This is a genomic window from Proteus terrae subsp. cibarius (assembly GCF_011045835.1).
In the GTDB taxonomy this organism is placed as follows: Bacteria; Pseudomonadota; Gammaproteobacteria; order Enterobacterales; family Enterobacteriaceae; genus Proteus; species Proteus cibarius.
Genome location: NZ_CP047349.1, coordinates 1,107,814 through 1,133,709 on the forward strand (window position 1 = coordinate 1,107,814; position 25,896 = coordinate 1,133,709).

Here is a 25,896-nt window from a genome sequence, read left to right on the forward strand (position 1 = left end):
CAGAGCACAAAGCATATTGCGTGTTGCAAAGAAGAGTTTATGATTGGCGCCTGAAAACTGTGTTTTCTATTCTTTACGTTACTATGATTCCCTTAGAGCGACCTCTTAAGTATAGTTAGGTAACTTATAACTACATTATTTATGGACTTAACTCGGGAAATGTAAAGGAGGTAATATGCAGTTTCTTTGGCCTGTTCGTGTTTATTATGAAGATACTGATGCCGGTGGTGTTGTTTATCACGCCAGTTATCTGAAGTATTTTGAACGTGCTAGAACTGAACTACTCAGAGAAAAAGGTTTTCATCAGCATGATTTACGGGAGTATGATCATGTTGTATTTGTTGTACGTAAATTATCAATAGAATATATTGCGCCAGCTCGACTTGATAATCTTTTGCAAATAGAAAGTGAAATTACCACATTGCGTGGTGCTTCAATGACATTTTCTCAAAAGATTATTAATGAAGATGGTTGTGTATTGTGTAGCGCAGAAGTGCTTGTTGTCTGCGTAGATTCATCAAAAATGAAGCCAGTAGCGCTTCCTAAGTCCATTATCGCGGAGTTTAAGTAGTGGCTGACATGAATGTTATCGATCTCTTTCTAAAAGCAGGGCTTTTAGTCAAGTTGATCATGTTGCTTTTAATCGGATTTTCTATTGCATCTTGGGCGATTATTATTCAGCGAACTAAAGTTCTGAATGCCGCCGATCGTGAAGCTGCAGATTTTGAAGATAAATTCTGGTCAGGTACTGATTTGGCTCGTTTATATAAAGATAGCCAAGCTCGTCGTGATGAGTTATCTGGCTCAGAGCAAATTTTTCATTCTGGCTTTAAAGAGTTTGCGCGTTTGCATCAAGCAAGCGTTCATGCACCTGATGCGGTTGTTAATGGTGCATCAAGGGCAATGCGTGTCTCTTTCAATCGTGAATTAGAATCTTTAGAAAATCATATTCCTTTCCTTGGTACTGTTGGTTCTATCAGTCCATATATTGGTCTGTTCGGTACAGTTTGGGGGATCATGCACGCATTTATTGCATTAGGTAGCGTTAAACAAGCAACATTACAAATGGTCGCCCCCGGCATTGCTGAAGCTCTAATTGCAACAGCTATCGGTTTATTTGCGGCAATCCCCGCAGTTATGGCTTATAACCGGTTTACGCAGCGTGTAAATAAACTGGAACAAAGTTACGATAACTTTATGGAAGAGTTCCTGACGATTTTACATCGCCAAGCTTTTGCCTCCGCAGAAAAGAAATAGTTAACGCAGAAGGAGAGAGCTGATGGCACGGGGTCGCAGTAGCCGCCGAGGCGTAAAATCAGAGATTAACATTGTTCCTTTGCTAGACGTATTATTAGTGCTGTTACTTATTTTTATGGCAACAGCACCTATTATCTCGCAAAGTGTTGAAGTTGATCTTCCTGAAGCAACAGAGACACAAACTGTTTCAAGTAGCGATAACCCTCCTGTAATTGTCGAAGTTGCAGGTGTTGGGCAATACAACATTCGTGTTGATCAGGAAGTATTAGAATTATTACCACAAGAACAGATTATGGCTGAAGCCAAACGACAATTGGAAAAAAATCCGAAAGTTGTATTTCTTATTGGCGGTGCTAAAGATGTTCCTTATGATGAGATAATTAAAGCACTCAACATGTTACGTCAAGCAGGTGTTAAATCTGTAGGTTTAATGACTCAGCCTATGTAATTAGGTTGAAATAAGTTTGGATGATAGCGTGGGAAAGAAGACGAAACCAATCCGAAGTAAATTGAGCGGTTCAGTTATCTTGTCTACCGCCTTGCATTTACTCGTTATCGCATTGCTTATCTGGGGGTCATTAACTCAGAAATGGGATTTAGGTGGTGGCGGTGGAGAAGACGGGCAAGTTATTGATGCTATTATGGTCGATCCTAATGCTGTGGTACAACAGTATAATCAGCAGAAAGCACAACAAGCTAACGTCCAAAAAGCCGAGCAAGAGCGTAAAGAGCGTGCAGAGCAACAAGAAGAAGAGTTGCGCCAGCAGCAAATAAAAGAACAAGAGCGTTTGAAAACGTTAGAAGTTGAACGTTTACAAGCTAAAGAGGCGGCAGAAGCTCAAAAACGTGAAGCTGCATTAGCCGCTGCAAAAGCAAAAGAAGAACAAAAAGTTGCAGAAGAAGCGGCTGCGCAAGCGAAAGCAGAGCGTGATCGCATCTTAAAAGAACAAGCGGATGCTAAACAACAAGCTGAAGCCGAAGCAAAAAAACAAGCTGAGTTAGCAGCAAAACAAAAAGCGGAAGAGGCGAAAGCTAAAGCCGAGGCAGATGCTAAAGCTAAAGCAGAGGCCGATGCAAAAGCGAAAGCTGAAGCGGATGCTAAAGCAAAAGCCGCAGCAGAGGCAAAAGCTAAAGCTGCTGCGGAAGCTAAAGCCAAAGCAGCAGCCCAGCAACAGAGTAAAGCCGTCGATAGTTTGCTTGATGGTTTAATGGCTGATGGCAATAAACAAAGCGGAGCATCAGCTGCAGGGCAAGGTGGTGGAAATCGCACTGGTGCAAATGATGCTGGTATTGATCGCTATACAGGGCAAGTGAAAATTGCTATTGAGCAGAAGTTTTTTGATTCTGATTTATACAAAGGTCGTAAGTGTGATCTTAAAATAAGTATTGCACCAGACGGAATGTTGGTAAGCGCGAAAGCGGTAGGTGGAGATCCGGCTTTATGCCAAGTCGCATTACAAGCGGCTAAAATGGCAACATTACCTAAGCCACCAAAGGATATTTACGAGAAAGTAAAATCACCGACAATTGAGTTTAAGCCATAAAACTGTCTGATAGTAGGAAAACATACACTAATTTATAGCTATTTTAGAATGTTATTGATGCGTTGTATGGTGTTGTTGAAAAGCGTTTGTTACTATTCTGTGCGTTATTGCGTAATAACCGCAATAATAAAAGGGAGACATGATGAAGCAGGCATTAAATGTTATTTTCGGACTTTTAATTTTATGCGTAACCACTCTGGCCAACGCTGAGGTTCGAATTGAAATTACACAAGGGGTGAATACTGCTCGCCCTATCGGTGTCGTTCCTTTTAAATGGGAAGGTACTGGTCAAATGCCAGAAGATGTTGCTGGTATCATTGCAGCTGATTTACGAAATAGCGGAAAATTCAATCCGATTGATGTATCTCGTATACCTCAACAACCGGTTACTGCTTCTGAAGTCCAGCCTGCACTTTGGACGGCATTAGGCATTGATTCTGTTGTTGTGGGACGTGTGCAACCATCAGCGGATGGTCAATATTTAGTTAGCTATCAGTTAGTGGATGTTGCTGGCTCACCGGGTGCAGTTTTATCTCAAAGTGAGTTTAAAGTGCCATCTAAATGGTTACGTTACTCTGCACATACTGCTAGTGATGAAGTGTTTGAAAAACTGACTGGTATTCGTGGTGCATTCCGTACACGTATTGCTTATGTTGTTGTGACAAATGGTGGCGCATATCCTTATGAATTGCGCGTTTCAGATTATGATGGATTTAACCAAGATCGTGTTTATCGTTCATCACAGCCATTAATGTCACCAGCATGGTCGCCAGATGGTGCTAAACTTGCATATGTGACCTTTGAAAGCGGTCAATCTGCTTTAGTAGTACAAACATTAGCAACAGGTGAAATTCGCCAAATTGCATCATTCCCAAGACATAATGGTGCACCTTCGTTTTCACCTGATGGTTCTAAACTTGCATTTGCTCTTTCTAAGAGCGGTAGCTTAAATCTGTATGTTATGGATTTAGCGAGTGGGAATATGACTCAGGTAACCAATGGCAGAAGTAATAATACCGAGCCAACTTGGATGCCAGATGGACAAACTTTGGTCTATACTTCAGATCAAGGTGGAAATCCTCAGATTTATAAGGTTAATATTAACGGTGGAACACCAGAGCGTATTACTTGGGAAGGTAAACAAAACCAGAACCCAGCAGTAAGCCCAGATGGTAGTTTCTTAGTTATGGTGAGTTCTGAAAGCGGTAGGCAACATATCGCTAAGCAGGATCTGGAAACGAATTCCGTACAATATCTAACAGATACGTTTCTGGATGAAACGCCAAGCATCGCGCCTAACGGCACAATGGTTATTTATAGCTCTACACAAGGCTTAGGCACCATTTTGCAGCTAGTATCGACTGATGGACGTTTCAAAGCGCGTCTTCCGGCGACTGATGGTCAGGTTAAAGCACCTGCCTGGTCACCGTTTATGTGATGCATAAAAATTATGTATGGCAAACAAATAAAGGAACAAATAGAGATGCAATTAAACAAAGTGTTTAAAGGGTTGATGTTAGCATTACCACTCGTTGCTGTTGCAGCATGTAGCTCAAACAAAAACGACGATCAAGCTGATACAAACAATGTACCAGTTGTTGAACAAGGTCCTACTGCTGAAGAATTAGCACGTCAGCAATTAGAACAACTGAAACAACAAAACATCGTTTACTTCGGTTTCGACAAATATGACATTAGCTCAGACTACGCTAACCTGTTAGACGCACACGCTGCATTCCTGCGTGCAAATCCATCAGTACGTATCACTGTAGAAGGTCATGCTGACGAACGCGGTACTCCAGAATACAACATCGCTCTGGGCGAACGTCGTGCTAACGCTGTGAAAATGTACCTGCAAGGTAAAGGCGTATCAGCTGATCAACTGTCAATCGTTTCTTACGGTAAAGAAAAACCAGCTGTACTGGGTCATGACGAAGCCGCTTACGCGAAAAACCGTCGTGCAGTACTGGATTACTAAGAGAACGGCATGAACAACAGTAACTTCAGACCTTTCTTGATGAGTCTGTTGTTACTGGTTGGCGTAGCGGCTCCTGTAGCCGCTATTGCCCAAGCGCCAATCAGTAATATCGGTTCGGGTTCGACCGATGAACGACTCGCCCAACTTGAGCGTTTTTCAAATGCTCACAGCCAGCTTTTGACTCAATTACAGCAACAACTCGCTGATTCTCAGCGTGATATTGATATGTTACGTGGTCAAATTCAGGAAAATCAATACCAGTTAAATCAAGTTGTTGAACGCCAACGCAATATCTATCAACAATTAGATAGCCTTGGTGGCGGAGCTTCAACATCAACAGAAGCCACTCAACCTGATAATACTGCTTCTTCAACATCTCCTGCTGCAACTAACTCAGGAAAAGGTGATGAGAAGGCCGATTATAATGCAGCAATTGATATCGTATTGAATTCTAAAGATTACGATAAGGCAATTGTTGAATTAAACAACTTTATCAATAACTATCCAAAGTCTAGCTATCAATCAAATGCACAATTTTGGTTGGGTCAGATGTATTATCTAAAAGGTAATAAGGATCAGGCGGCAAGCACGTTTGCTATCGTTGTTAAAAACTATCCAAAATCTCAAAAAGCAAGTGAAGCTTTTTATAAAATAGGTTTGATCATGCAAGAGAAAGGGCAAAAGGATAATGCTAAAGCTGTTTACCAACAAGTGATTAAGCAATATCCAAATAGCGCTGGCGCTAAGTTAGCGCAAAAGCAGCTAGGAACACTCTAATTATTGACCCCGTAATGTAAAATGTTGCATTTTCGGGGTTAAATGATTGTTTTTTCAACGGTTGAACTTTTTTTTGAAAAAAAACGTTGCACAAAAACATTAAATCAGTATTATTACCCGCCGTTGCCACAGAGAATGTGGCCGAGTTCGAAAAAGGGTCGTTAGCTCAGTCGGTAGAGCAGTTGACTTTTAATCAATTGGTCGGGCGTTCGAATCGCCCACGACCCACCATTTTCGAATACCAATCCGTTTTTATTGAAATGGGTCGTTAGCTCAGTCGGTAGAGCAGTTGACTTTTAATCAATTGGTCGGGCGTTCGAATCGCCCACGACCCACCATTTCAAACCTCTCCTGTATATCTATCATTCCCTAGACTATTATTTCATAAATACTAAACAAACACTTAGTTACCTTTTCGTTTCTTGATAGTGCAATTTATCGCTTTATTAAGTAGTGAAGATAGTTTTCTCAAAATGGAAAAAACTACCTAGCCTTAATCTAAAATGACATTCAAATCAGTAATGACAAATAATTGATGACGTGATTTGGGTGTATTCATTTTCAGTCAAAAATTCATTATCGATTAACCAATCACTGACCAATTCTTGCGTTTTTATTGCTGTATCAATAGGGTGATTGAGGCGTTTCGATGCATCAAGAAAAAATGCCATCATAATCGAAAGTGTTGCTGCTGATTCATAGGGGGTACTCATTGCAAGAGTGCTTTCCAATGATCGTAATGAATAAAATTTAGGTAGCCATTCTTTTAAGTTTTTCCCTTGATACCACACATCTTGTGTTGGCGCATTGTGTAACGCAACTTGTTCAAGTAACTCCATCAGCCATTCACGCATATCATGTATACGATAATTTGCAGACCAAAATTCATGGCGTAGAATGGCTATAGCGACTTGTGTCGCCTCAAACCAGAATTCTTGAGCATTATTACATGCTTGCTCTTTTGAAAGCGTAGGGGGCGTTATAGTGCCAATTTCAGGAAGCCCGTCACATAAACTCGTTTTATCAAGTAAGATTTGATATCCACGCTGGTAAACTGGGCTAAGTCCTTCAGTTTTCATGTTAAAAATACGCTCAGGCTCTGCCATCATAATGTCTATTTTGCGACCTTGAGCTAAAACATGTAAATAAATAGGCCAAAACTTACTTTTGGGATCTTCACACTCCAACTGTAAGCTGACAAGAGCATCACCGAATTGTGATAACCAATGTTGGTTTTTTGCGAGCTCTGTCGCACCATAACCGATAAGCTCTATATCAATATCAGAATAACTGTCTATCTTTCTATTGCGTCCTAACGATCCTGTTAGTACTACCGCTTCAATTCTAGGATCAAGGAGTGCAAAAGATAGCATGCGATCGATTAAACGTGTTGTTGGCTCCATATTTCTCTCTAATAAGTAAAATGTAATAAAGTTATTTGTCGTTTTTATTGTTTAAAAAGTAAAATTAGAATATTTTGTTTAGTATATAAAACATTTGTTTGTTGTTTTTCTAAATAAGAAGCACAATGTTTAATATTAGAAACTAAGTACCATTATAAATATGAATTTATAATATATCTTTACTACTTTGCAAAGATGTCGCAATAACCCATATTTTCTTTGTTTTTTCTATGATTAAGTCGGGGTTGTAAAATGGATGTGATGAGTTGGTTTAGTATCAATAATATTTTAGTCAATATCCCACTCGGAGATGGTGGATATCCACTCTCATGGATTGAAGCTGTTGGCACCATCGCTGGTCTATTGTGTATTTGGCTTGCAAGCCAGGAAAAAATTATCAACTATTTATTTGGACTTATTAATGTCACCTTGTTTGCCATTATTTTTTTCCAAATTCAGCTATATGCAAGCTTACTCCTTCAAATATTTTTCTTTGCCGCTAATATTTATGGATGGTATGCATGGAGCAGAGTGAATGACTTTGAGCAAGCTACGCTGAGAATACGTTGGTTAAAATCGAGTCATCGTCTCTTCTTAATCGTTGTTTCGATAGTGGCTATCGTTGCGCTTACTTTTAATATTGATACCGTATTTGGTTATTTAGCTGTTGTTGCTGTTGATATATTAAACGTCTTTGGTGCGAGTTTAGCTACACCAGTTCTTGAACCTGATGCTTACCCATTCTGGGACTCTACAATGACGGTTCTTTCCATTGTGGCGATGATCTTAATGACGCGGAAATTAGTTGAAAACTGGCTAGTTTGGTCAGTTATTAACGTGATTAGTATTGTTATATTCTACAAACAGGGCGTTTATGCAATGTCTGTTGAATATATCATTTTACTGGCTATCGCTATCAATGGTTCTCGTTTGTGGATCAAAACAGCAAAACGCTCTAGCAAAAATAATTATCTCTCCTAATAAAAAAGGCTGGTAGAGTTATCTTTCTCTCCAGCCTTACTATTCGTTGTTTTTATTCTTATCTTTACCGCAATTTTGAATCATTATTTCGCTTAAATGCGCTATTTCCCTTTATATTGAAATTTTTAGAAAGGTGACTATAGATGCTTTAGGTTGAAAGGGTGTTTACAGATAGAAAATGAATGGTTAGATTGGAAAAGCAATAATAACATTGACTAGATAACATAGAGTGGATACACGGGAATGAATTATCAAAATGATGACCTTAAAATAACACAAATTAATGAACTCTTACCGCCAGTTGCTTTATTGGAAAAGTTTCCAGCAACTGATAACGCGGCTTTTACAGTTCGTCATGCCCGTGAAGCTATTCATCAAATCCTAGCAGGAAAAGATGATCGTCTATTAGTGGTAATTGGACCTTGTTCTATTCATGATCCGAAAGCTGCATTGGAGTATGCGCAACGTTTAAGCCTCATTAGAGAAGAGCTTAAAGATAAACTTGAAATTGTTATGCGTGTTTATTTTGAAAAACCACGCACAACAGTAGGCTGGAAAGGCTTAATTAATGATCCTCATATGGATCATACCTTTGATATTAATGAAGGCTTGCGTATCGCTCGTAATCTTTTATTAACTATCAACGATAGTGGCTTGCCAACTGCTGGCGAGTTTTTAGATATGATAACACCTCAATACGTTGCTGATTTAATGAGTTGGGGTGCTATTGGAGCTCGTACTACTGAATCTCAGGTACACCGTGAGTTATCTTCAGGTTTATCTTGTCCTGTTGGTTTTAAAAATGGTACAGATGGAACTATTAAAGTTGCTATTGATGCAATTAATGCCGCAGGATCGCCACACTGTTTTCTTTCTGTAACCAAATGGGGTCATTCAGCCATTGTGCGCACAGCGGGTAATGGCGATTGCCATATTATTTTACGTGGTGGTAAAGAGCCAAATTACAGCGCTGAACATGTTGCAGCGGTAAAAGAAGGGCTTAAAAAAGCAGGTTTACCACAAAATGTGATGGTTGACTTCAGCCACGCCAATAGTTGCAAGAAATTTGAGAAACAAATGGAAGTTGGTGCCGATATTTGCCAACAAATTAGCGCAGGCGAAAAAGCATTAATTGGTGTTATGGTTGAAAGTCATTTAGAAGAAGGTAATCAATCATTAGAAAGTGGTGAACCTCTGGTTTACGGCAAAAGCATCACTGATGCTTGTATTGGCTGGGATGATACAGAAACTCTGTTACGCCAATTAGCAGACGCAGTTGTCGCTCGTCGTAATAAAGCGTAATAATTAAATTAAAAGTATAAAAATGCCACTTTAAAAAGTGGCATTTTTTTATGTAACTCAAAATAACAGTAAAATTACTTCGCTTTACCTTGGTTAGCAACAGCGGCTGCTTTTGCTGCGATTTCGTCAGCATTACCTAAGTAGTAACGTTTGATTGGTTTCATGTTTTCATCAAATTCGTAAACTAAAGGTACAGCTGTTGGGATATTCAGCTCAAGAATTTCATCTTCGCTCATGTTGTCTAGGTATTTAACCAGAGCACGCAGTGAGTTACCGTGAGCTGCAATAATTACTTTCTCACCAGAAGCAACACGTGGTTTGATAACTTCTTCCCAGTATGGTGTTACACGGTCGATAGTTAATGCTAGGCTTTCTGTTAATGGCAGTTCTGCCGCGGTTAAAGATGCATAACGAGGATCTTTACCTGGGAAACGTTCATCGTCTTTAGTTAATTCTGGTGGAGTGATAGCAAAACCACGACGCCATTGTTTAACTTGCTCATCACCGTATTTTTCAGCAGTTTCAGCTTTGTTTAAGCCTTGCAGAGCACCGTAATGACGTTCGTTTAATTTCCAGCATTTTTCAACTGGCAGCCATTGTTGATCAACTTGATCAAGAATGTTCCACAGGGTGTGAATTGCGCGTTTCAGAACAGAAGTATATGCATAGTCAAAAACGAAACCTTCAGCTTTCAGCAGTTTACCTGCTTCTTGCGCTTCATTACGGCCTTTTTCGGACAGCTCAACGTCAGTCCAGCCTGTAAAACGGTTTTCTTTGTTCCATACACTTTCACCGTGTCGAACTAGCACAAGCTTAGTTACTGCCATAGTTTAGACTCCTATAATTACTTTCTTAATATAAGTTTAAAATTAGCACTTCAATCATTATATGGATCATCGACAAGAACGCCAAACATAAGTGACAAAACAAGGGGGATTAAGTCAAAAATGTCGTTTGTTCGATGAATTATTGCGCAGTTGTCACACCTTTTGCTTAATCGTTCAAGCTATTAATCTAGCTGGATCGGTGTAAAAAAACAAAATATCCGTTTTGTATAAAAAATAGACGAAAATGACGTCCATAAAAACGACAGTTCCTTTATTTATTATTGTTTAAATAACAAGCAAGAAAATGTCGATTTAAATAAAAATTCAGACCTAAGTTTAGCGTTAATTTATAAAATCATTGCCCTGATTATGGCAGTAAAAATCAACATTTAACAAATTTCTTGCTGGTAACGATAAACTTCGCCTTCTTTAATAAAAGTCAATCGATGAGTAATACATAATGGCGCATCTTCTTGATGGTGGCTTACAAACAAAAGTTGCGTATTACTGTGGCTTATCATGATATCAATAAAACGCTGTACTAAGAGTCGGTTTGTTGTGTCTAATCCTTGCAGTGGTTCATCGAGAATGAGCAAAGTAGGGTGCTTAACTAATGCTCTAACAATTAAAACTAAGCGTTGTTGACCCCACGACAAGGAATGGAATGGATGATTAGCATGTGCGGTTAAACCAATTAACGCTAACCATTCATCAGCGAGTTTAAACTGTTTATCTGTAATTGCTTGATAAATGCCTATAGAGTCATGAAAACCTGAAATAATGACATTTTTTACCGTTGAAGAAACACGGTAACTCTGATGTAAGGCATTACTGACATAACCAATATGGCGTTTAATTTCCCATATTGTTTCACCACTTCCTCTTTTACGACCAAATAGCGTTAAGTCATTGCTATAGCCTTGAGGGTGATCACCCGTAATTAAACTTAATAATGTCGATTTCCCTGCACCATTAGGGCCTAAAATCTGCCAATGTTGCTGAGGTTTTACCTCCCAGTTTAAATGGTGAAGAACAGGTTTGTCGTTATAGCTCACTACACCATCGTTTAGCACAATAGGAGAAAGAGTCGGCGATAGTTGAGGAATGGCATCAGGCGAATCTTGTTCAGGTAATGTGAGATTTTCTAGCGTTTCACTGTGAGATAATTGGCCTATTACTGAGTCAGATAAAACTTGTTCTTTCTTGCCGTTGGCTACCAATTCACAATTAATCAGTAGACCTGCATACTGAATAAAATCAGGAATATCGTTAAAACGATTTAGAATTAGTACGATAGTTAGATTTTGTTGATGTAATAGTGTTAACAATTCATTTAAAGCATGGCGAGAATCCACATCTAACCCATCAAAAGGCTCATCTAAAATAATTAAATCAGGTTTATTCATTAAGAGTTGAATAAGCAATATTTTTCGAGATTCACCAGTAGAAAGATATTTAAATCGTCTTGATAGCAAGTATTCAACACCAAATTGTTTGGCTAATAAAAAGCATCTGTCATCATCTTTTACCTGCATTTGGATAACTTGAGCTACGGTTAAGCCAGTGTCTTCTTCACCTTCACTTAATAAATCTGTGTTATTACGACGCCACTCTTCTTCAATCATTTTTTGTAGTTTTTCAAAAGAGAGACTAATCGGGCGAGAAAATGTATTGATAAACTCACCAGAGAGCAAAATACCTTCTTGGCATAATGCATTTGCTAAGGCGGTTTTGCCACTTCCATTACTGCCTACAAATGCCCAACTTTCACCTTCATTTATGGCTAAATTGCCAATTTGTAAACAGAGTTTATCGCTTAAGCGGAATTGTGTTTTGTTGAGTTGTAAGTATTTCATTATTATTAGCCTTATTTTTTTAATGTAAGCTAAGTGCAAGTTAAGTATCTAGCAATATAGGGTTAATAGAAACTTGTCAATATTTGCTGAAAGAACTTTTTCTAAAAGCCTTATACACCTACTATTTAATGATAACCTTTAAAATGCGTTTCTTATGTAAATATATAAATATCTCTTTAAGGATGATTTATATATGCATAAATTTAAAAACATAAACTTATTTTGTTTTATATTTTTACTCATTAGTAAGAATAGTTTTTCTTTGAATAATGAAAATGTAAACAGTAATTGCTTTCTTATTGATAAAGTTGATCTTACAGGAAGTACTCCATTAGATTATAGAAATATATCTAAAGTGATTTCACCGTATCTACAACAATGTCTAACATTAAATGATATGCAAGAGGTCGCTAAATCAATTACTAATAATTATATTGAAAAAGGTTATGTTACTTCACAAGCTATTATTCCAGAGCAAGATCTCTCTAATAATAAGTTAGTAATAAGGATTATTGAAGGCAGAATAAAAAATATTTCTATCAATGGTATTTCATCTAGATTAATTGATATTATTTTTCCTTCCTCAAAGGGGAAAGTTTTAAATCTACGAGATTTAGAACATGGATTAGAACAGCTTAATCGGTTAACAACAGCGCAATATGCCTTGGATATTCAACCAAGCGATAGTGTGGGATATTCATCTGTAACTATTAATCGAAAAGCTAAAAAACTCCCTTTAAAGAATCGATTAACAATTGATAATTCAGGAACAGAAATAACAGGAAAGATCTTACTTACTAACACGACAACAATAGATTCTTTATTTGGCTTGGGTGAACAGTGGATTTTTTCACTAAAAACAAATACAGATTTCCCTCATGCTCACTATTCTCGTGCTTATACTGCAAGTGTGAATATCCCTTATGGCTATTGGTTTTATCAATACCAGTTATCTGATAGTAGTTCATCTTATTCCTTCCAAAATAATCACAAATATATTTATAAAAACAAAAATAGAGATCAGCAATTTGATATTAGTCGTCTAGTTTATCGAGATAATAAACAACGAATAACACTAAAGGGAACGTTAAAGCATAAGAAAGCAAAAACACAGTTAGCACAACAAAAATTATTAATAAATAGTCCCACATTGACTTCTTTATCATTCAGCCCTGAATATACTTTAAGTTTACATAATGGATATTTAATCATTAATCCAACTGCTGAGTTTGGGATCTCTCTTTTTGGTGCGACACCTGATTATATTGCTGATAATTCACCTCGTAGTCAATATCGAAAATTAAGTTTAAATTTAAGCTATCAATATTTATTGACTGATCAGTTTTCCTATCTCACTTCATTTCATAGTCAATATACGCCTGATAATCTTTATGGTTCGGAAAAAATAGTAATAGATGGAATAAAAGCTGTTCGTGGATATAAAGAAATAAATTTTAATGCTAATAGTGGGTTTTATTGGCGCAATGAAATAAATATATCACCAATAACTTCATTTTTAAGTAAGTGGAATTTTATTTTTGCACTTGATTATGGTGTCGCCCATTCAGATCAATATGAAACAGAAAAGAATAAAATAATTGGAAGTGCAATAGGTGCTTCTTTCTATCATTCCACTTTTTCTTCTCAGATATTAATTAATAAACCTATGTTTTATCCCAGATCATTAAAGCCAGATTGCTGGTCTTTTTATTGGTCCATTTCTCTTGCTATTTAAATGTTAGGAGTTTTTATGTGTGAAAAGGATATTTCTTGGAAACAACGTTTAATAAGTTATATCATCGCTTATGTCATTGCTATTTATCCATTACATCCAGCTTGGAGTTTAGCAATTACGCCATCCGATAAAACGATTAAAGTTAATCAACAAAATACTGTTCCTATTATTAATATTTCAACACCTAATAATCTTGGTATTTCTCATAATAAGTTTCATTCGTTCAATGTTAGCAAGCAAGGTGTTGTACTTAATAATGCGACAACTTCTGTTAACACACAATTAGCCAAACAAGTGAATGCAAATACCCATTTAAAAGGTAGTGCTGCTCATTTAATTATTAATGAAGTAGTGGGAAATGGACGCTCACAATTACAAGGAAAACTGGAAGTTGCAGGAGAACAAGCGAAAGTTGTTATTGCTAATCCAAATGGCATTACGTGTGATGGCTGTTCGTTTATAAATACCCCAGCAATTACGCTCACAACAGGAAAACCTCTTTTTAACCCTCAAGGTGCTTATTCGGCAATAGAAGTGAAAAAAGGTGGTGTTGTTATTGGTACGCAAGGTATAGATCTCCAAACTCAGGATTATGCCGACATTATCAGCCGTAGTATTGAATTAAATGGAAAAATTAACGCTAAAACCCTTTCTTTAATGCAAGGAAATAACCGTATCGATTTTGATAAAGGTACAGTAAATAGCATTAATGGTGAAGGCGTTAAACCTACGCTATCTATTGATACGAAAATGCTAGGTGGAATGTATGCCAATCAAATACGTCTAGTCAGTACAGAAAAAGGTGTTGGTGTTAATTTAAGTAATATTCAGACAAATCAAAACAGTGTGAATTTAACCGTTGATGGAAAAATTACCTTTAATGGCAATATTCAATCTGATCAAGATATTAATGTTAGTAGTAAAGAACTACAAATTAATAGTAATACAAAGTTAAAAGCAAAAAGAGATATTACTTTAGCAACTAATACGCTGATTAATCATAGTGAAGTTATCACAGAGAAAGATATGCGTTTATTTGCAGATAAACTCACTAATAAAAATGAAAAGGCACTTATTCAAGCGAAAGATAATTTATGGATACAGAGAAATGCGCAGGGTGATCCAAACACTTTAATTGAGAATCAATCAGCTACGATAAAAACAGAAAAGGGTGATTTGATTATTCGAACTAAGAAATTGGTTAATGAATCTATAACACCTTTATTTAAAGAGATAAAACAAGAGCCTGATTCTAAACTCTCTATAAATATCGGTAATCACCTTCTCCTTCCATCTAGAAGCCCTACTGATGATTTTCTTTTAGTTATTGCATTTCCTGAGTTAAAAAATTTCTCTTATAAAAAATGGTTTGATATTTTAGATTTAAAAAATAATGGAGGAGTTAATGTAGAACGTTCATATTTTGAAAAAAGTAATAAATATGTTCCTAGTATTATTTCTTCAGGAAATAATTTATATATACAATCTAATGATTTTATTAATAACCAATCTAGAATTATTGCAGATAATAATTTAATTGCAACAGGAAGCAGTGCAAGATTATATTATTATCGTTCTGCATATCTTAATAAATGGGAACATTATTCTAATGATAATGCTCATCTTTATTATCGGGATGATATAATAAAATATAAGCTTGATGAAGCTAAATTTAATAAGGTAAGTCATTTTGTTCCTTTTGTGAAAACGGGTAGTCATTATGAATTTTCTGTAAATGATGTCTCTGATTATATAATAAAAGCAGGTAATAATTTAGTATTAGATTTTAAAAATAGTATAGATTTAGATCGTAAACTTCCATTTACAGAAAAAGAAATAAAAAAATTCAGAGGGTTATCAGATTTTGAAAATACTATATTAGCTAAAAATATATTATTAAATGCTAATAATGTGAATATTTCTTTAAATTTAACAGCAAACGATTCTTTATCTATTATTGCTGATAAAAGTATAAACATAAATAATTCAAAATTGCTAGCTGATGAAAATATAAGTTTGACAGCGATAGATACTATAAAATTTGAGAATATAGATGTAACAGCAAAATATTTTTCTGCTATAACTAAAAAGGGAAATATTAGTCATTTATTTAATCCTACCACATTTTATACTCTAAAAGGTATTAAATCACCATATGTTGATATTCCTGAAAAAATATATTTTAATTCTGGGAAAAATATTGATATTTCAAATGTAATAATTAATAAATCCAATGAATTAAATTTATCTGCGCTAGAAGATATTAAAATAAATCGTGATGAATCTTTTCTTTTTAATTTAGTACCTTTTATTAGAGATAGTGGGTATATTCCAGCATTTTTAATTAACATGGGGGTTTTGGAAAGTAATAATATAACTTTTACTTCAGGTAAAGATATTATTAGTCAAGGAATAAAATATCATAGTGATAAAGAAATAACCTTTAATGCAGGGCAGGATATTTTCCTTGCCTCAAAATCAATAAAAGAAGCCGATCCTTTCTTTAGTGATATTTATTATCTTCAATTACAATCTAAGTTATTTTCAGATGATAACCTTATCTTAAATGCAGCGCGTGATGTTGATTTAAGTTCAACAGTATTAAATTCAAAAGATAAAGTCATTGTATTAGCTGGTAGGAATATAAAACTGGGTGCAAATGCTTATTCTGCCATCAAAGACCCCCACGAAGATGCTCAAGACATTCAGTATAGCACAGCGGCTATTATAGGAAATAAAGGTATTTCTATTGCGTCATCAGGTGCGTTAATAACAGAAGGAAGCTCATTCAAATCAGATGGTGACATTACGATATCCTGTGGTGGAAATATTCAATTGGGATCGGTAAAAACACATTTTCGTAAAGAGTCGGGCTCTAAGTTAGAAGAAATTCACAAACAAGTTAGTACTGAAATTAATAGTGGCAATAATTTAACTCTATTATCTGAAGGCAGTATTTTATTTCAAGCATCAAAATTTACTGCCAATAAAGAGATAGATATTGCTGCTAAAGATGGATTTCTTTACGCACAAGCGATGGAAGAATCGAGTTATTACGAAGAAGAGAAGAAAAAATGTAATCGATGGACTTTATGTACTACCAAAAAGAAATATACGAAAAAACGTCATAATACAAATAATAAAGTTACCGAGTTTATCGCTAATGGCGATATTAATTTATTTGCTAAAGATGATATTACCTTAGAAGCGAGCAAACTAGAAACAGCGAAGAATGCAAAATTAACCAGTAAAATAGGAAAAGTTAATTTTAAAGCAGTTAAAAATACAGCATTTAAGCAAGTTATTACTAATTCAAAAGATATTTATATTACTCAGCGCAATCAGGGATATATCAAAGAGAGTTGGGCATTACCGACACTTTATATTGGTGGAAAACTGACTATTGATGCGCCTAAAGGTATATCTGCTGATATTAAAGCTCAAAAAGGACAATCACTAGAACAAGCATTAACAGTTTTAAGTAACACTCCAGAATATGCATGGCTTAAAGAGCTTCAACATCATCAAAACGTTAATTGGAATTTAGTTAAAGATACCTATTCTGATTGGGATGATAAAACAAAACAATTAAATCCTGTTGTTGGTGCGGTTATCGCTATTGCAGTGGGAGTTGCCACTTACGGTACAGCAACCGCGGCAACTATTGGTGGAATGGCAAGTAAAGCAACCATTGCGGCGGGTGCTTCAGCAAGCGTGGCTTCAACGGCATCGGTTGCAGCACAAGCAGGTTTTGCCTCTTTAGTTTCGCAAGCGACGGTCTCTTTAGCTGAAAACCAAGGCAACATCTCTAAAACACTTGAATCACTGGGGCGTAGCGACACGGTCAAGTCTGTGGTGACGAGTATGGTGGTTGCGGGAGCACTTCAGGGTCTTGACCAATTTATGGGTTGGGATCAGGCAATCCAAGGTGGAACATTACCTTCAACAGGCAAGTTACTTGCGACCGATAGCGCAACATGGAATCAAGTTGCACAACGCGTAGCCTCTCATTCAGTCGTCAGTTCAACATTGGGCACTGCCATTCAAGGTGGCAGTTTTATTGATAATTTTAAAACCGCGCTATTAAGCAATATCGGTAGTCAACTCCATGCCGAAGGTGCCAACCTAATTGGTGATAACGGTGCTGTATTAGGACATGCGGGAAAGGTGTTAAGTCATTCCATCGTGGCAGGTATTAGTGCAGAAATTGCAGGAGATAGTGTTACAGGAGCTGTCGCGGGTGCCTTAGCGGCAGAAATAGCGGCGATATCACTACAAAGTAAATTATTTGAGCCTAGTTATTTAAATGAAACTGACAGACAAGTTGCATTAATTCAAGAGGCACTACAGGGCAATGAAGGAAAAACACAGCTCACTAAATTAATTGGTGCACTGACAGGCGCTATTGTGACTCGTAAGCCTGAGGGCGTATTTTCTGCGGCTAATTCTGCTGAGTTGGTTTATCGGCATAATTACAGTGAGCATATGTTTTCTAATTTAGCCTTAGAAAATAATAAAGATATGATCGCAGCTTCGAAGGGAGATGTTGCAGCGGCAGAAAGAGTTGTAAATCGACAAAATGCAGGAATGGTTGCAATCGCTTTTGGCTTAGGAGGAAGTGCAAGTTTTATTGCTGGTCATACTGTCATTGCAGCAACACCTGAACTTATCACTATTGCTCAAGTTGCATTTAATACCTGTAAAGCTAACTGGGTTTATTGTACTAATCAGCTAGGTATTAATATTGCAGGGATATCGGCTCCAGAAGCAGCAATAGCAGGCGTCACTTTTGGCAGTGGTTATAAGGTGTTAGCAAGTTCAGAAGAAAGTGCTAAAGCTTTTTCGAGCATGTTAGCTAATAGCTCAAAGTCTTTAATAACGTCAGGCAAATTAAATATTACTGCTATAAAACCGATAGTAGAACAAGAAAAATTATTAATAGCAGCAAATAAAAAAGTTATTGAAATAATCAACAACGGGGAACTTATAACATATTCAGGAGTAACTACGAATGGATATAAAGTATCTAATGGAGCCAAAACAGTAGTTTCTAAAAATGAATTAGAATATCCTATTGTTCAATCTAGGATTAATATTGATAATGGTAACTTAAAGCGTGGTTGGGTACATGTGATTCATCGGCATTTTTCAGATAAAAATGCTAGCCAATTCACTATAAGTCAAGTAGATTTAAAGCTAATACTTCAAAGTAATGATATTTCAAAAATAAAAATTAGTAGAATCATCAATAGTAAAGATGAAAAATTGTATGAAAGAGTTATTATATTAGATAAATATATTGGTATTGATAAATTTACTAAAAACTCAACGAATATCATAACAATTTTAACGGATAATTTAGGTAATTTAGTAACGGTAACGCCAGGAAGACTAAAATGAAATTAATTGGTTCTAGAAAAGAAATGATTATTAAGGATAGGTTAATTAAAAATGAAGGTTCTATTCTAAAAAATGAAAAAATTAATTGTCTTTTAAAAAATAGGTTCTCTAATATAATAAGTGTATATTGTTTGGAGCATGTTTTAGAAGAAGATTATGATCTGTATACATTATTAGTTAATAAAGATTCTATTGTTGAGTTTGAATTATCTAGATTTAATGGTGAATTTAAAGATATCAATATATCATCATTAGATTTATATTCAAAAAAAATAAAGGATAAAAAATTAAGGTTAAAACTACTTGTTGCGGTAAATTTACCAAAATAGGTAACTGTTTTCGTTTTATTGTTCCAACTATTTATGCAACGATAGAAGATATTCCTGAAGAGTTAAGAAAATATATTGTAGTCTCTGATAGTATTGATTTTACCAAAGATAGATTGCTCGATAACAATAAAATTAGTGATTATTTTACTCGCATGTATTCAAAATAAATAAATTAGATAATAATCTTTAATAGAAATATTAATCAATCCAAAACCATTACTTAATATTATTTTAAAAATAATAATTAGGTGGTGGTTTTTATTTAAAAATACTTAAATTGATAAATATTCTGGAGAAAGAAAGGAAAGTGCTGAGATTTTACCAAGTTATGTTAAATCAAAAACTCTATAACTAGGTGTTCCTGCAAGAACAACCAAAGAACAATGGGATGCAATAAATAATTCTATCAAAAATGCATCTTCAAAAAATATTAAGATTAATATTACAATAGTTGAGGAGTAAATAGTGTCTATATCAAAAAAAAATAATTCAAGAGCAAATGTCTATTTTAACAATGATTATTATATTATAATAACCCTTTCAAAAAGTGGTATTTATTTGATGGATTTTAAAAAAGGTTATAAGGTTTTATCCAAAGATCCACTTGATGCTGATTTGGGTTAATTTACATTCAGAAATGATAGCAAAACGAGAAATTTGGCTTGCTGTACCACAATCGACAACAAAGGCCCAATGGATTGAAATTAATCGTGCAGTAGCTTATGGAGAAAGTATGAATATTGAAGTAAAAATAACGCAGGTAAAATGATGACGTTTATTAACGATAATGAGTATTGTGCTTTGATAGTAATGACAGATAAATTTTTTTGCTTAAATACGGAATCTGGCTATGGGCTAATGACACTCGATCCTAAATTTTCATCAATTATACTTTCTTTAACATGTTCAAATAAGGAGCTTGGCGAAAGTTTAATTAAAGTTTTAGAGAATAGTCGAACTCAGCTCAAAGATGAGGAATATGACAAACTCTTTAAAAAGGAAAATATAAAAAAAAACTGGGATTCATGGCTAGAATTATTACAGTATAAATATAACTATCGCTCAAAACGTCAACTTTTAGCTAATATGCTAAATTGTTCTGTTTATCTTTCTAATAACAAAATATTAATTTCACCTTCTCACCATTCAAGTCTTGAAGGATGGGAAGGAATAGGGGCATCCCATAAGGTTATTTTATCGCTAGATAGCTCATCTGATGAGATAGGTTTGGGTATTCGGCTTGCATTTAGTCGGTGTACTACGAAGAGATTTTAACTTAATGAAAGTGAGTATTTTTGTATAATTGAAATATAATATATATGTGAATTATTAGGCAATAAATAATTAAATGTTTTTAATTTGATTTTTAATTGAATTGATAGGGATTTTTCTTTTTTGAGTTTTTAATGAATTATATGAGTACCGCCCAGTAGGGTATGAAGGAGAAAATAAAATTGGTGATTATTTTCGTTTTATTGTCCCTAGTATTTATGCTTCGATTGAAGATATTCCTGAAGATTTAAGAAAATATGTTGTAGTCTCTGATAATATTGATTTTACTAAAGATAGATTACTCGATAATAATAAGATTAATGATTATTTTACTCGTATGTACTCAAAATAATTTTAGTTACTAAATTTTAATTAGAAAATTATTTAATCCAAAAACTATTGCTTAATATGACAATTAGGTGATGGTTTTTTATTTAACGATAATTATCTAAGTTGTTTATAAAAAGGGAAGTAAAGATGATTATAAACTACTGAATGACAGGAATTAATCAATGGAAAATAATTAGCTATTCAATTAAAAATGCATCTTCAAAGAATATTAGGTTTAATATTACTGTAATTGAGGAGTAGTTAATGATTATATCGAAGGGCTATAATTTATATACAGATATTTACTTTAATTATGATTACTATATTATAGTAACTATCTCGGGATGCTATATCCATTTTATGGATTTAAAAAATGGATATAACGTTTTATCTAAGAATATCACTGATGATAAGTTAGGTCATTATTCAAAAATTTCTTTAAGTAATAGTAGAAAAATAGAAAGTAACTCACAAGAATTTAATGAGATGTATAATGATAAAAAACCTTATCAAGACTGGATAAAAAAAATAATTAAAGAGTATGATTATAAAAATAAAACAGCACTTTTTAATAATATGAATCGATGTAGCTTAGAGCTTACAGATGATGAAATTACTATTAGTCCTCAAAACCATTTACGTATGGATCATTGGGTCGGCGAGGGAATACCTGATAGTGCAATTATTACGTTAAAAAGCAATTGTAGTGATGAGGTTTTAGGTGCCTCAATAAAAGAGGCGTTTACGCGTTGTATTAGTCGGAAAGTTTAAATGGATATTAAAATCATCTTATATCAACCAAGTGTAAGGTAACTTTTTATAATTTTATCAATTAAAAACCATCACTTAATATTATTGTTAAAATAATAACTAAGTGATGGTTTTATCTTTTATTTAAAAGTAATCATATTAATGATTAACACAGTGTTGCGACAATCACCTGATCAGCATTAAATAAAGCGGTTACGCTATCATTAATATGCAGTTTTTGCTCTTTAACGTGCTGATTAGAACATGTGGCACAAACTTCTTGTCCACCTTCTAATGTCACCACTAATTCGCTGTTTTCACTTCCGGTCTCAATTTGAGTGAGTGTGCCTGAAAGCGCATTATCATATTGCTGTGTTAAAGAAGTTCCTTTTTCAATATTGACCCAAGGTGCCTTAATTAAAATCAGTACTTCTTTACCTTTTTTAAGCCCTAGGCGATCAGCGCTTTTCTCTGTCAAAGCAGCACGAATAGTTGTTTTTCTATCTGCAAGTTGCACATTAACATGTTGTTGAACTTGTAGGTTATCACGCTCAATAATCGTACCAAAAAATTGGTTTCTAGCGCTGGTTTGTAGTGAAAAACGAGAAATAGCCGCTAAAAGACTATCCAGAGGGAGTGAATCATCTTTCAATACATCAAAGGCTTTTTGCTGAATTTGACCGAGCAGATCGTAAAGTTGAAGTAAGCGCTCACAATAATGTGTGAGAGTTGCACCACCGCCACCTTTACCGCCTGTTGCTCTATCAACAAGAAGTTCGTCTGCGAGTTGATTCATTTCATTAATGGCATCCCAAGCACTTTTATAACTAATGCCCGCCATTTTTGCCCCTTGGCTAATTGAACCCGTCGCCTTGATCTGTTTTAACAATGCAACGCGACGAGGATCGGCAAAGAGCTTATCTTGAAGTTTAAGAGTTAATAATATTTCTGCTTGCATAATGATAGGCTTCTTCTTTTTTTGTGTGTTTATCGCATTTTTTGTGCCGACACAAAGCGATAATTCTCTAGAATATATACATCTATAGCGTTATTATTCGTCATTCGTGAAGAAATGCCAACTCTGGCTTTCCGAATATACCATGATAAAGAGGTTATCATGCTTGAATTGTTGAAAAGTTTAGGGTTTGCTCTCTTGATGGTACCTGTTGTAATGGTACTGATTATGGGCATCATTTATGGTTTAGGTGAAGTGTTTAACTTGATTTCACCAAGTCAGCCAAAAGCAGACAAAAAATCATAATTTCTCCCTCCCTGATTTAGAACAGCCCTTTATTTTGTAAAGGGCTGTTTTTTTATACTCATGATACTCGTCATACTTCAAGCCACAGCGTTGTTGACTGTGTTCATTCGCACTAGTCACATACTTGTGTATGCTCCTAGCGACTCATTCACTTGTCGCCTAGCTGTGACTTGAATTATTTAGAGTATATAAGTTTATCTATCTTCATCTTCATTTTCTGTTTCTTTTTAATGGCTATATTTATTGATATATAACCAGTTTCTAACATCTAATTCTTTCATTTTACGCTGTATCTTGATATATACAGCGTGTCATCCTTTAATTTAAGTGGAATTAGAACATGAAAAAATTATCAGGCAAGTTACTTGCTGGCGCAGTTATCTCTTTTGCTTTAGTAAGCCAAAGTTTTGCATCGGAAAAAGTAACGGTATTTGCTGCCGCTTCTCTTACCAATGCTCTTAATGAAATTTCGGCACAATATAAGCAAGAAAAGCAAACTGAAGTTGTTGCATCTTATGCATCTTCTTCAACGCTGGCTCGCCAAATTGAACAAGGTGCACCTGCAAATCTGTTTATTTCAGCAGATCAGCAGTGGATGGATTACGCAATCGATAAAAATTTAATGGTTGCAGATTCACGTCATACACTATTAGGTAATGATTTAGTACTCATTGCCCCTAAAGATAGTAAATTAAATGACGTTGTTATTAATAAGGAAACCAAATGGAAATCCTTACTTAATGGCGGAAAACTAGCTGTTGGCGATCCGGACCATGTGCCTGTTGGTATCTATGCAAAAGAATCATTAGAATATTTAGGCGCATGGGATACAGTAAGCCCAGATATGGCGCGTACTAATAACGTGCGTAGCGGTATGGCGCTGGTTGAACGTGATGAAGCACCATTAGGTATCGTATACGGTTCTGACGCGGTTGCGAGTGATAAAGTGAAAGTGGTCGGCGTATTCCCAGCTGATAGCCACAAACCTGTTGAGTATCCAATGGCAGTTGTAAAAGGTCAGGACAATAAAGCAGTTCGTGATTTTTATGACTATCTGAAAACACCTCAAGCCGCAGAAATCTTTAAGAAATACGGCTTTAGCCCACTGTAGGAATTATACTTTTGGAGATGTTAAGTGAATACGAATGGCAAGCCATCATACTAAGCCTTAAGGTATCGACTATTGCAGTTATTATTAGTCTACCTTTTGGTATTTTTATGGCTTGGCTTTTAGTTAGGGTACGTTTTCCTGGTAAATCATTGCTTGATAGCATTATTCATTTACCTTTAGTTCTACCTCCTGTTGTGGTCGGTTATCTTTTACTGATCAGTATGGGGAGACGTGGATTTATTGGTGAATGGTTGTATGACTGGTTTGGTTTTAGCTTTACCTTTAGTTGGCGAGGCGCAGCACTTGCATCCGCAGTTGTTGCATTTCCACTGATGGTTAGAGCGATCAGATTAGCATTAGAAGCTGTCGATCAACGTATGGAACAAGCGGCAAGAACCTTAGGGGCATCACCGATACGCGTCTTTTTTACCATAACGTTACCTTTGTCTATGCCAGGGATCATCGCAGGGATTGTGTTGGCATTTGCGCGCTCGTTGGGAGAGTTTGGCGCAACAATCACTTTCGTCTCCAATATTCCGGGGGAAACAAGAACGATCCCTCTGGCAATGTATACCTTAATTGAAACACCGGGTGCGGAAATGGATGCCGCCCGTTTATGTGTTATTGCAATTATTTTGGCGCTCGTCTCTTTAATGGCTTCAGAGTGGCTAACTCGTTGGGGTCGTAAAAGATTGGGGGGCGTATGCTAGAGATGAATTTTAAACAGACGCTAGGATCACTGCGTCTGGAAGTCAATACTGAACTACCAACAGAAAGTATTACCGCAGTCTTTGGTTTATCCGGAGCCGGTAAAACCTCATTGATTAATGTGATTGGCGGTTTAACCAAGCCAGATTCAGGACGGATTGTATTAAATAATCACACACTGGTGGATACAGAAAAGAAAATTTATCTGCCACCTGAAAAACGCAAAGTGGGTTATGTATTCCAAGATGCACGACTGTTTCCTCATTACACAGTAAAAGGAAATCTGCTTTACGGTATGTCTCCAACAATGAAAGTGCAGTTTGATCGCATTATTCATTTGTTAGGTATCGAACATTTACTTCCGCGTTTTCCGATAACATTATCAGGTGGCGAAAAGCAGCGTGTTGCCATAGGGCGAGCGTTGTTAACAGCACCCGATATTATGCTAATGGATGAGCCTTTAGCATCGCTTGATTTGCCGCGTAAACGTGAGTTACTGCCGTATTTAGAGAAACTCTCACAAGATGTACAAATTCCTATTTTGTATGTGAGTCATAGCCTTGATGAAATTATCCGACTTGCAGATAACGTCATTGTGATGGATGCAGGAAAAATTAAGGCGACAGGCAAGCTGGAAGATGTATGGGCAAGTAGTGCATTACGTCCGTGGTTACAAAAAGAGACACTCAGCAGTATCGCGAATGTGATGGTAGTAGAACACCATAGCCATTACGATATGACAGCAACGGCTTTCGGTAACCAAGTGCTGTGGTTGCCTCAAATTGAGGCTAAAATTGGTCGTGATGTGCGTGTTCGTATCGATGCTTCTGACGTATCACTGACTACCACTCGTCCATCAAATAGCAGTATTCGTAATATATTGCATATGAAAGTGGTTGAAACCATTAAAAATGATGGCCAAGTTGATGTGAAACTAGTCAATGATGGTAATTATTTATGGGCGAGGATCACGCCTTGGGCAAAAGATGAATTGAATATTCAAGAAGGACAATGGCTTTATGCGCAAATAAAGAGTATTTCACTAAGCCGTCATCTTTGATTTATCAATTGTATT

Annotated in this window: 25 protein-coding genes and 2 tRNA genes; 23 read left to right on the forward strand and 4 right to left on the reverse strand. The window is 35.8% G+C overall.

Going from position 1 to position 25,896, the window contains the following annotated elements; genetic code table 11:
• Positions 1–175: 175 nt before the first annotated feature.
• The 9 genes from ybgC to GTH25_RS05110 all read left to right on the forward strand — a co-directional run bounded on the left by ybgC (position 176) and on the right by GTH25_RS05110 (position 5,894).
• Positions 176–571: a tol-pal system-associated acyl-CoA thioesterase gene (ybgC, locus tag GTH25_RS05070; protein WP_069370103.1), complete on the forward strand. Its 396-nt coding sequence runs from the start codon at positions 176–178 to the stop codon at positions 569–571.
• Positions 571–1,257, forward strand: coding sequence for a Tol-Pal system protein TolQ (tolQ, locus tag GTH25_RS05075; RefSeq protein ID WP_075672726.1), 687 nt, complete (start codon positions 571–573; stop codon positions 1,255–1,257). The genes ybgC and tolQ overlap by 1 nt, the downstream gene beginning before the upstream one ends.
• A 22-nt stretch (positions 1,258–1,279) precedes the next feature.
• Positions 1,280–1,705 (forward strand): colicin uptake protein TolR, encoded by a 426-nt coding sequence (gene tolR / locus GTH25_RS05080; RefSeq protein WP_023581195.1) that lies wholly within the window; start codon positions 1,280–1,282, stop codon positions 1,703–1,705.
• A gap of 28 nt (positions 1,706–1,733) precedes the next feature.
• Entirely contained in the window at positions 1,734–2,801 is a 1,068-nt protein-coding gene (tolA, locus tag GTH25_RS05085) for a cell envelope integrity protein TolA (RefSeq protein WP_075672727.1), read from the forward strand.
• A gap of 142 nt (positions 2,802–2,943) precedes the next feature.
• Positions 2,944–4,239: a Tol-Pal system beta propeller repeat protein TolB gene (tolB, locus tag GTH25_RS05090; RefSeq protein ID WP_075672728.1), complete on the forward strand. Its 1,296-nt coding sequence runs from the start codon at positions 2,944–2,946 to the stop codon at positions 4,237–4,239.
• 45 nt (positions 4,240–4,284) lie between these two features.
• Positions 4,285–4,779 (forward strand): peptidoglycan-associated lipoprotein Pal, encoded by a 495-nt coding sequence (gene pal, locus GTH25_RS05095; RefSeq protein WP_075672729.1) that lies wholly within the window; start codon positions 4,285–4,287, stop codon positions 4,777–4,779.
• Positions 4,780–4,788: 9 nt separating this feature from the next.
• Positions 4,789–5,556, forward strand: a complete 768-nt coding sequence (gene ybgF / locus GTH25_RS05100; RefSeq protein ID WP_075672730.1) for a tol-pal system protein YbgF — start codon at positions 4,789–4,791, stop codon at positions 5,554–5,556.
• A gap of 155 nt (positions 5,557–5,711) precedes the next feature.
• A tRNA-Lys gene (locus GTH25_RS05105) sits at positions 5,712–5,787 on the forward strand.
• A 31-nt stretch (positions 5,788–5,818) separates the two neighbouring features.
• Positions 5,819–5,894: transfer RNA gene (locus GTH25_RS05110), tRNA-Lys, on the forward strand.
• Positions 5,895–6,071: 177 nt separating this feature from the next.
• On the opposite strand, the gene GTH25_RS05115 is transcribed toward GTH25_RS05110, so the two are convergent.
• Positions 6,072–6,959, reverse strand: a complete 888-nt coding sequence (locus GTH25_RS05115) for an aminoglycoside 6-adenylyltransferase (protein WP_075672731.1) — start codon at positions 6,957–6,959, stop codon at positions 6,072–6,074.
• A 252-nt stretch (positions 6,960–7,211) separates the two neighbouring features.
• Here GTH25_RS05115 and pnuC point away from each other — a divergent pair, with 252 nt between their 5' ends.
• Both pnuC and aroG read left to right on the forward strand, forming a co-directional pair.
• Complete coding sequence (gene pnuC / locus GTH25_RS05120) at positions 7,212–7,940, forward strand: nicotinamide riboside transporter PnuC (RefSeq protein WP_083629089.1); 729 nt, start codon at positions 7,212–7,214, stop codon at positions 7,938–7,940.
• Positions 7,941–8,183: 243 nt separating this feature from the next.
• Positions 8,184–9,242 carry a 3-deoxy-7-phosphoheptulonate synthase AroG gene (gene aroG, locus GTH25_RS05125; protein WP_075672732.1) on the forward strand — a complete coding sequence of 353 codons (1,059 nt, stop codon included), beginning with the start codon at positions 8,184–8,186 and terminating at the stop codon, positions 9,240–9,242.
• A 74-nt stretch (positions 9,243–9,316) separates the two neighbouring features.
• Here aroG and gpmA read toward each other — a convergent pair whose 3' ends face one another.
• Complete coding sequence (gpmA, locus tag GTH25_RS05130) at positions 9,317–10,069, reverse strand: 2,3-diphosphoglycerate-dependent phosphoglycerate mutase (RefSeq protein ID WP_036938379.1); 753 nt, start codon at positions 10,067–10,069, stop codon at positions 9,317–9,319.
• Between the two features lie 389 nt (positions 10,070–10,458).
• Positions 10,459–11,925, reverse strand: coding sequence for a molybdate ABC transporter ATP-binding protein ModF (gene modF, locus GTH25_RS05135; protein ID WP_164530363.1), 1,467 nt, complete (start codon positions 11,923–11,925; stop codon positions 10,459–10,461).
• Positions 11,926–12,118: 193 nt separating this feature from the next.
• On the opposite strand from modF, the gene GTH25_RS05140 reads away from it, so the two are divergent.
• The 8 genes from GTH25_RS05140 to GTH25_RS05170 all read left to right on the forward strand — a co-directional run bounded on the left by GTH25_RS05140 (position 12,119) and on the right by GTH25_RS05170 (position 21,762).
• A complete protein-coding gene (locus GTH25_RS05140) occupies positions 12,119–13,660 on the forward strand; it encodes a ShlB/FhaC/HecB family hemolysin secretion/activation protein (RefSeq protein ID WP_164530364.1) in 1,542 nt (513 codons plus the stop codon).
• 15 nt (positions 13,661–13,675) lie between these two features.
• Complete coding sequence (locus GTH25_RS05145) at positions 13,676–19,060, forward strand: DUF637 domain-containing protein (protein ID WP_164530365.1); 5,385 nt, start codon at positions 13,676–13,678, stop codon at positions 19,058–19,060.
• Positions 19,057–19,389 carry a hypothetical protein gene (locus tag GTH25_RS05150; protein ID WP_069369151.1) on the forward strand — a complete coding sequence of 111 codons (333 nt, stop codon included), beginning with the start codon at positions 19,057–19,059 and terminating at the stop codon, positions 19,387–19,389. Before GTH25_RS05145 ends, GTH25_RS05150 begins: the two co-directional genes overlap by 4 nt.
• A 393-nt stretch (positions 19,390–19,782) precedes the next feature.
• A complete protein-coding gene (locus tag GTH25_RS19330; protein ID WP_353653501.1) occupies positions 19,783–19,851 on the forward strand; it encodes a hypothetical protein in 69 nt (22 codons plus the stop codon).
• Positions 19,852–19,854: 3 nt separating this feature from the next.
• Entirely contained in the window at positions 19,855–20,013 is a 159-nt protein-coding gene (locus tag GTH25_RS05155; protein ID WP_159241877.1) for a hypothetical protein, read from the forward strand.
• Entirely contained in the window at positions 19,997–20,158 is a 162-nt protein-coding gene (locus GTH25_RS05160) for an endonuclease toxin domain-containing protein (RefSeq protein ID WP_159241878.1), read from the forward strand. The genes GTH25_RS05155 and GTH25_RS05160 overlap by 17 nt, the downstream gene beginning before the upstream one ends.
• Positions 20,155–20,664 carry a contact-dependent growth inhibition system immunity protein gene (locus tag GTH25_RS05165; RefSeq protein WP_098943841.1) on the forward strand — a complete coding sequence of 170 codons (510 nt, stop codon included), beginning with the start codon at positions 20,155–20,157 and terminating at the stop codon, positions 20,662–20,664. Before GTH25_RS05160 ends, GTH25_RS05165 begins: the two co-directional genes overlap by 4 nt.
• Before the next feature lie 591 nt (positions 20,665–21,255).
• Positions 21,256–21,762: a contact-dependent growth inhibition system immunity protein gene (locus GTH25_RS05170; protein ID WP_164530366.1), complete on the forward strand. Its 507-nt coding sequence runs from the start codon at positions 21,256–21,258 to the stop codon at positions 21,760–21,762.
• Between the two features lie 145 nt (positions 21,763–21,907).
• On the opposite strand, the gene modE is transcribed toward GTH25_RS05170, so the two are convergent.
• Positions 21,908–22,699 (reverse strand): molybdenum-dependent transcriptional regulator, encoded by a 792-nt coding sequence (gene modE / locus GTH25_RS05175; protein ID WP_075672736.1) that lies wholly within the window; start codon positions 22,697–22,699, stop codon positions 21,908–21,910.
• A gap of 159 nt (positions 22,700–22,858) precedes the next feature.
• Here modE and GTH25_RS05180 point away from each other — a divergent pair, with 159 nt between their 5' ends.
• From GTH25_RS05180 to modC, 4 genes are all read left to right on the forward strand, one after another.
• A complete protein-coding gene (locus GTH25_RS05180; protein ID WP_071788544.1) occupies positions 22,859–23,002 on the forward strand; it encodes an AcrZ family multidrug efflux pump-associated protein in 144 nt (47 codons plus the stop codon).
• Between the two features lie 340 nt (positions 23,003–23,342).
• A complete protein-coding gene (gene modA, locus GTH25_RS05185) occupies positions 23,343–24,113 on the forward strand; it encodes a molybdate ABC transporter substrate-binding protein (protein ID WP_075672737.1) in 771 nt (256 codons plus the stop codon).
• A 17-nt stretch (positions 24,114–24,130) separates the two neighbouring features.
• On the forward strand, positions 24,131–24,823 hold the full coding sequence (modB, locus tag GTH25_RS05190; protein ID WP_075672738.1) for a molybdate ABC transporter permease subunit: 693 nt from the start codon (positions 24,131–24,133) through the stop codon (positions 24,821–24,823).
• Complete coding sequence (gene modC, locus GTH25_RS05195) at positions 24,817–25,881, forward strand: molybdenum ABC transporter ATP-binding protein ModC (protein ID WP_075672739.1); 1,065 nt, start codon at positions 24,817–24,819, stop codon at positions 25,879–25,881. The genes modB and modC overlap by 7 nt, the downstream gene beginning before the upstream one ends.
• Positions 25,882–25,896: the final 15 nt, after the last annotated feature.

Bases quoted from the DNA above. Each gene is read 5' to 3' on its own strand.
- pnuC (WP_083629089.1), top strand. From the start codon at position 7,212: ATGGATGTGATGAGTTGGTTTAGTATCAATAATATTTTAGTCAATATC.
- GTH25_RS05145 (WP_164530365.1), top strand. From the start codon at position 13,676: ATGTGTGAAAAGGATATTTCTTGGAAACAACGTTTAATAAGTTATATC.
- GTH25_RS05165 (WP_098943841.1), top strand. From the start codon at position 20,155: ATGATGACGTTTATTAACGATAATGAGTATTGTGCTTTGATAGTAATG.
- GTH25_RS05115 (WP_075672731.1), bottom strand. From the start codon at position 6,959: ATGGAGCCAACAACACGTTTAATCGATCGCATGCTATCTTTTGCACTC.
- GTH25_RS05170 (WP_164530366.1), top strand. From the start codon at position 21,256: ATGATTATATCGAAGGGCTATAATTTATATACAGATATTTACTTTAAT.
- ybgC (WP_069370103.1), top strand. From the start codon at position 176: ATGCAGTTTCTTTGGCCTGTTCGTGTTTATTATGAAGATACTGATGCC.
- GTH25_RS05140 (WP_164530364.1), top strand. From the start codon at position 12,119: ATGCATAAATTTAAAAACATAAACTTATTTTGTTTTATATTTTTACTC.
- modE (WP_075672736.1), bottom strand. From the start codon at position 22,699: ATGCAAGCAGAAATATTATTAACTCTTAAACTTCAAGATAAGCTCTTT.
- GTH25_RS05180 (WP_071788544.1), top strand. From the start codon at position 22,859: ATGCTTGAATTGTTGAAAAGTTTAGGGTTTGCTCTCTTGATGGTACCT.
- ybgF (WP_075672730.1), top strand. From the start codon at position 4,789: ATGAACAACAGTAACTTCAGACCTTTCTTGATGAGTCTGTTGTTACTG.
- modF (WP_164530363.1), bottom strand. From the start codon at position 11,925: ATGAAATACTTACAACTCAACAAAACACAATTCCGCTTAAGCGATAAA.
- GTH25_RS05160 (WP_159241878.1), top strand. From the start codon at position 19,997: ATGCTGATTTGGGTTAATTTACATTCAGAAATGATAGCAAAACGAGAA.
- GTH25_RS05150 (WP_069369151.1), top strand. From the start codon at position 19,057: ATGAAATTAATTGGTTCTAGAAAAGAAATGATTATTAAGGATAGGTTA.
- modC (WP_075672739.1), top strand. From the start codon at position 24,817: ATGCTAGAGATGAATTTTAAACAGACGCTAGGATCACTGCGTCTGGAA.
- gpmA (WP_036938379.1), bottom strand. From the start codon at position 10,069: ATGGCAGTAACTAAGCTTGTGCTAGTTCGACACGGTGAAAGTGTATGG.
- modA (WP_075672737.1), top strand. From the start codon at position 23,343: ATGAAAAAATTATCAGGCAAGTTACTTGCTGGCGCAGTTATCTCTTTT.
- modB (WP_075672738.1), top strand. From the start codon at position 24,131: ATGTTAAGTGAATACGAATGGCAAGCCATCATACTAAGCCTTAAGGTA.
- tolR (WP_023581195.1), top strand. From the start codon at position 1,280: ATGGCACGGGGTCGCAGTAGCCGCCGAGGCGTAAAATCAGAGATTAAC.
- tolB (WP_075672728.1), top strand. From the start codon at position 2,944: ATGAAGCAGGCATTAAATGTTATTTTCGGACTTTTAATTTTATGCGTA.
- pal (WP_075672729.1), top strand. From the start codon at position 4,285: ATGCAATTAAACAAAGTGTTTAAAGGGTTGATGTTAGCATTACCACTC.
- aroG (WP_075672732.1), top strand. From the start codon at position 8,184: ATGAATTATCAAAATGATGACCTTAAAATAACACAAATTAATGAACTC.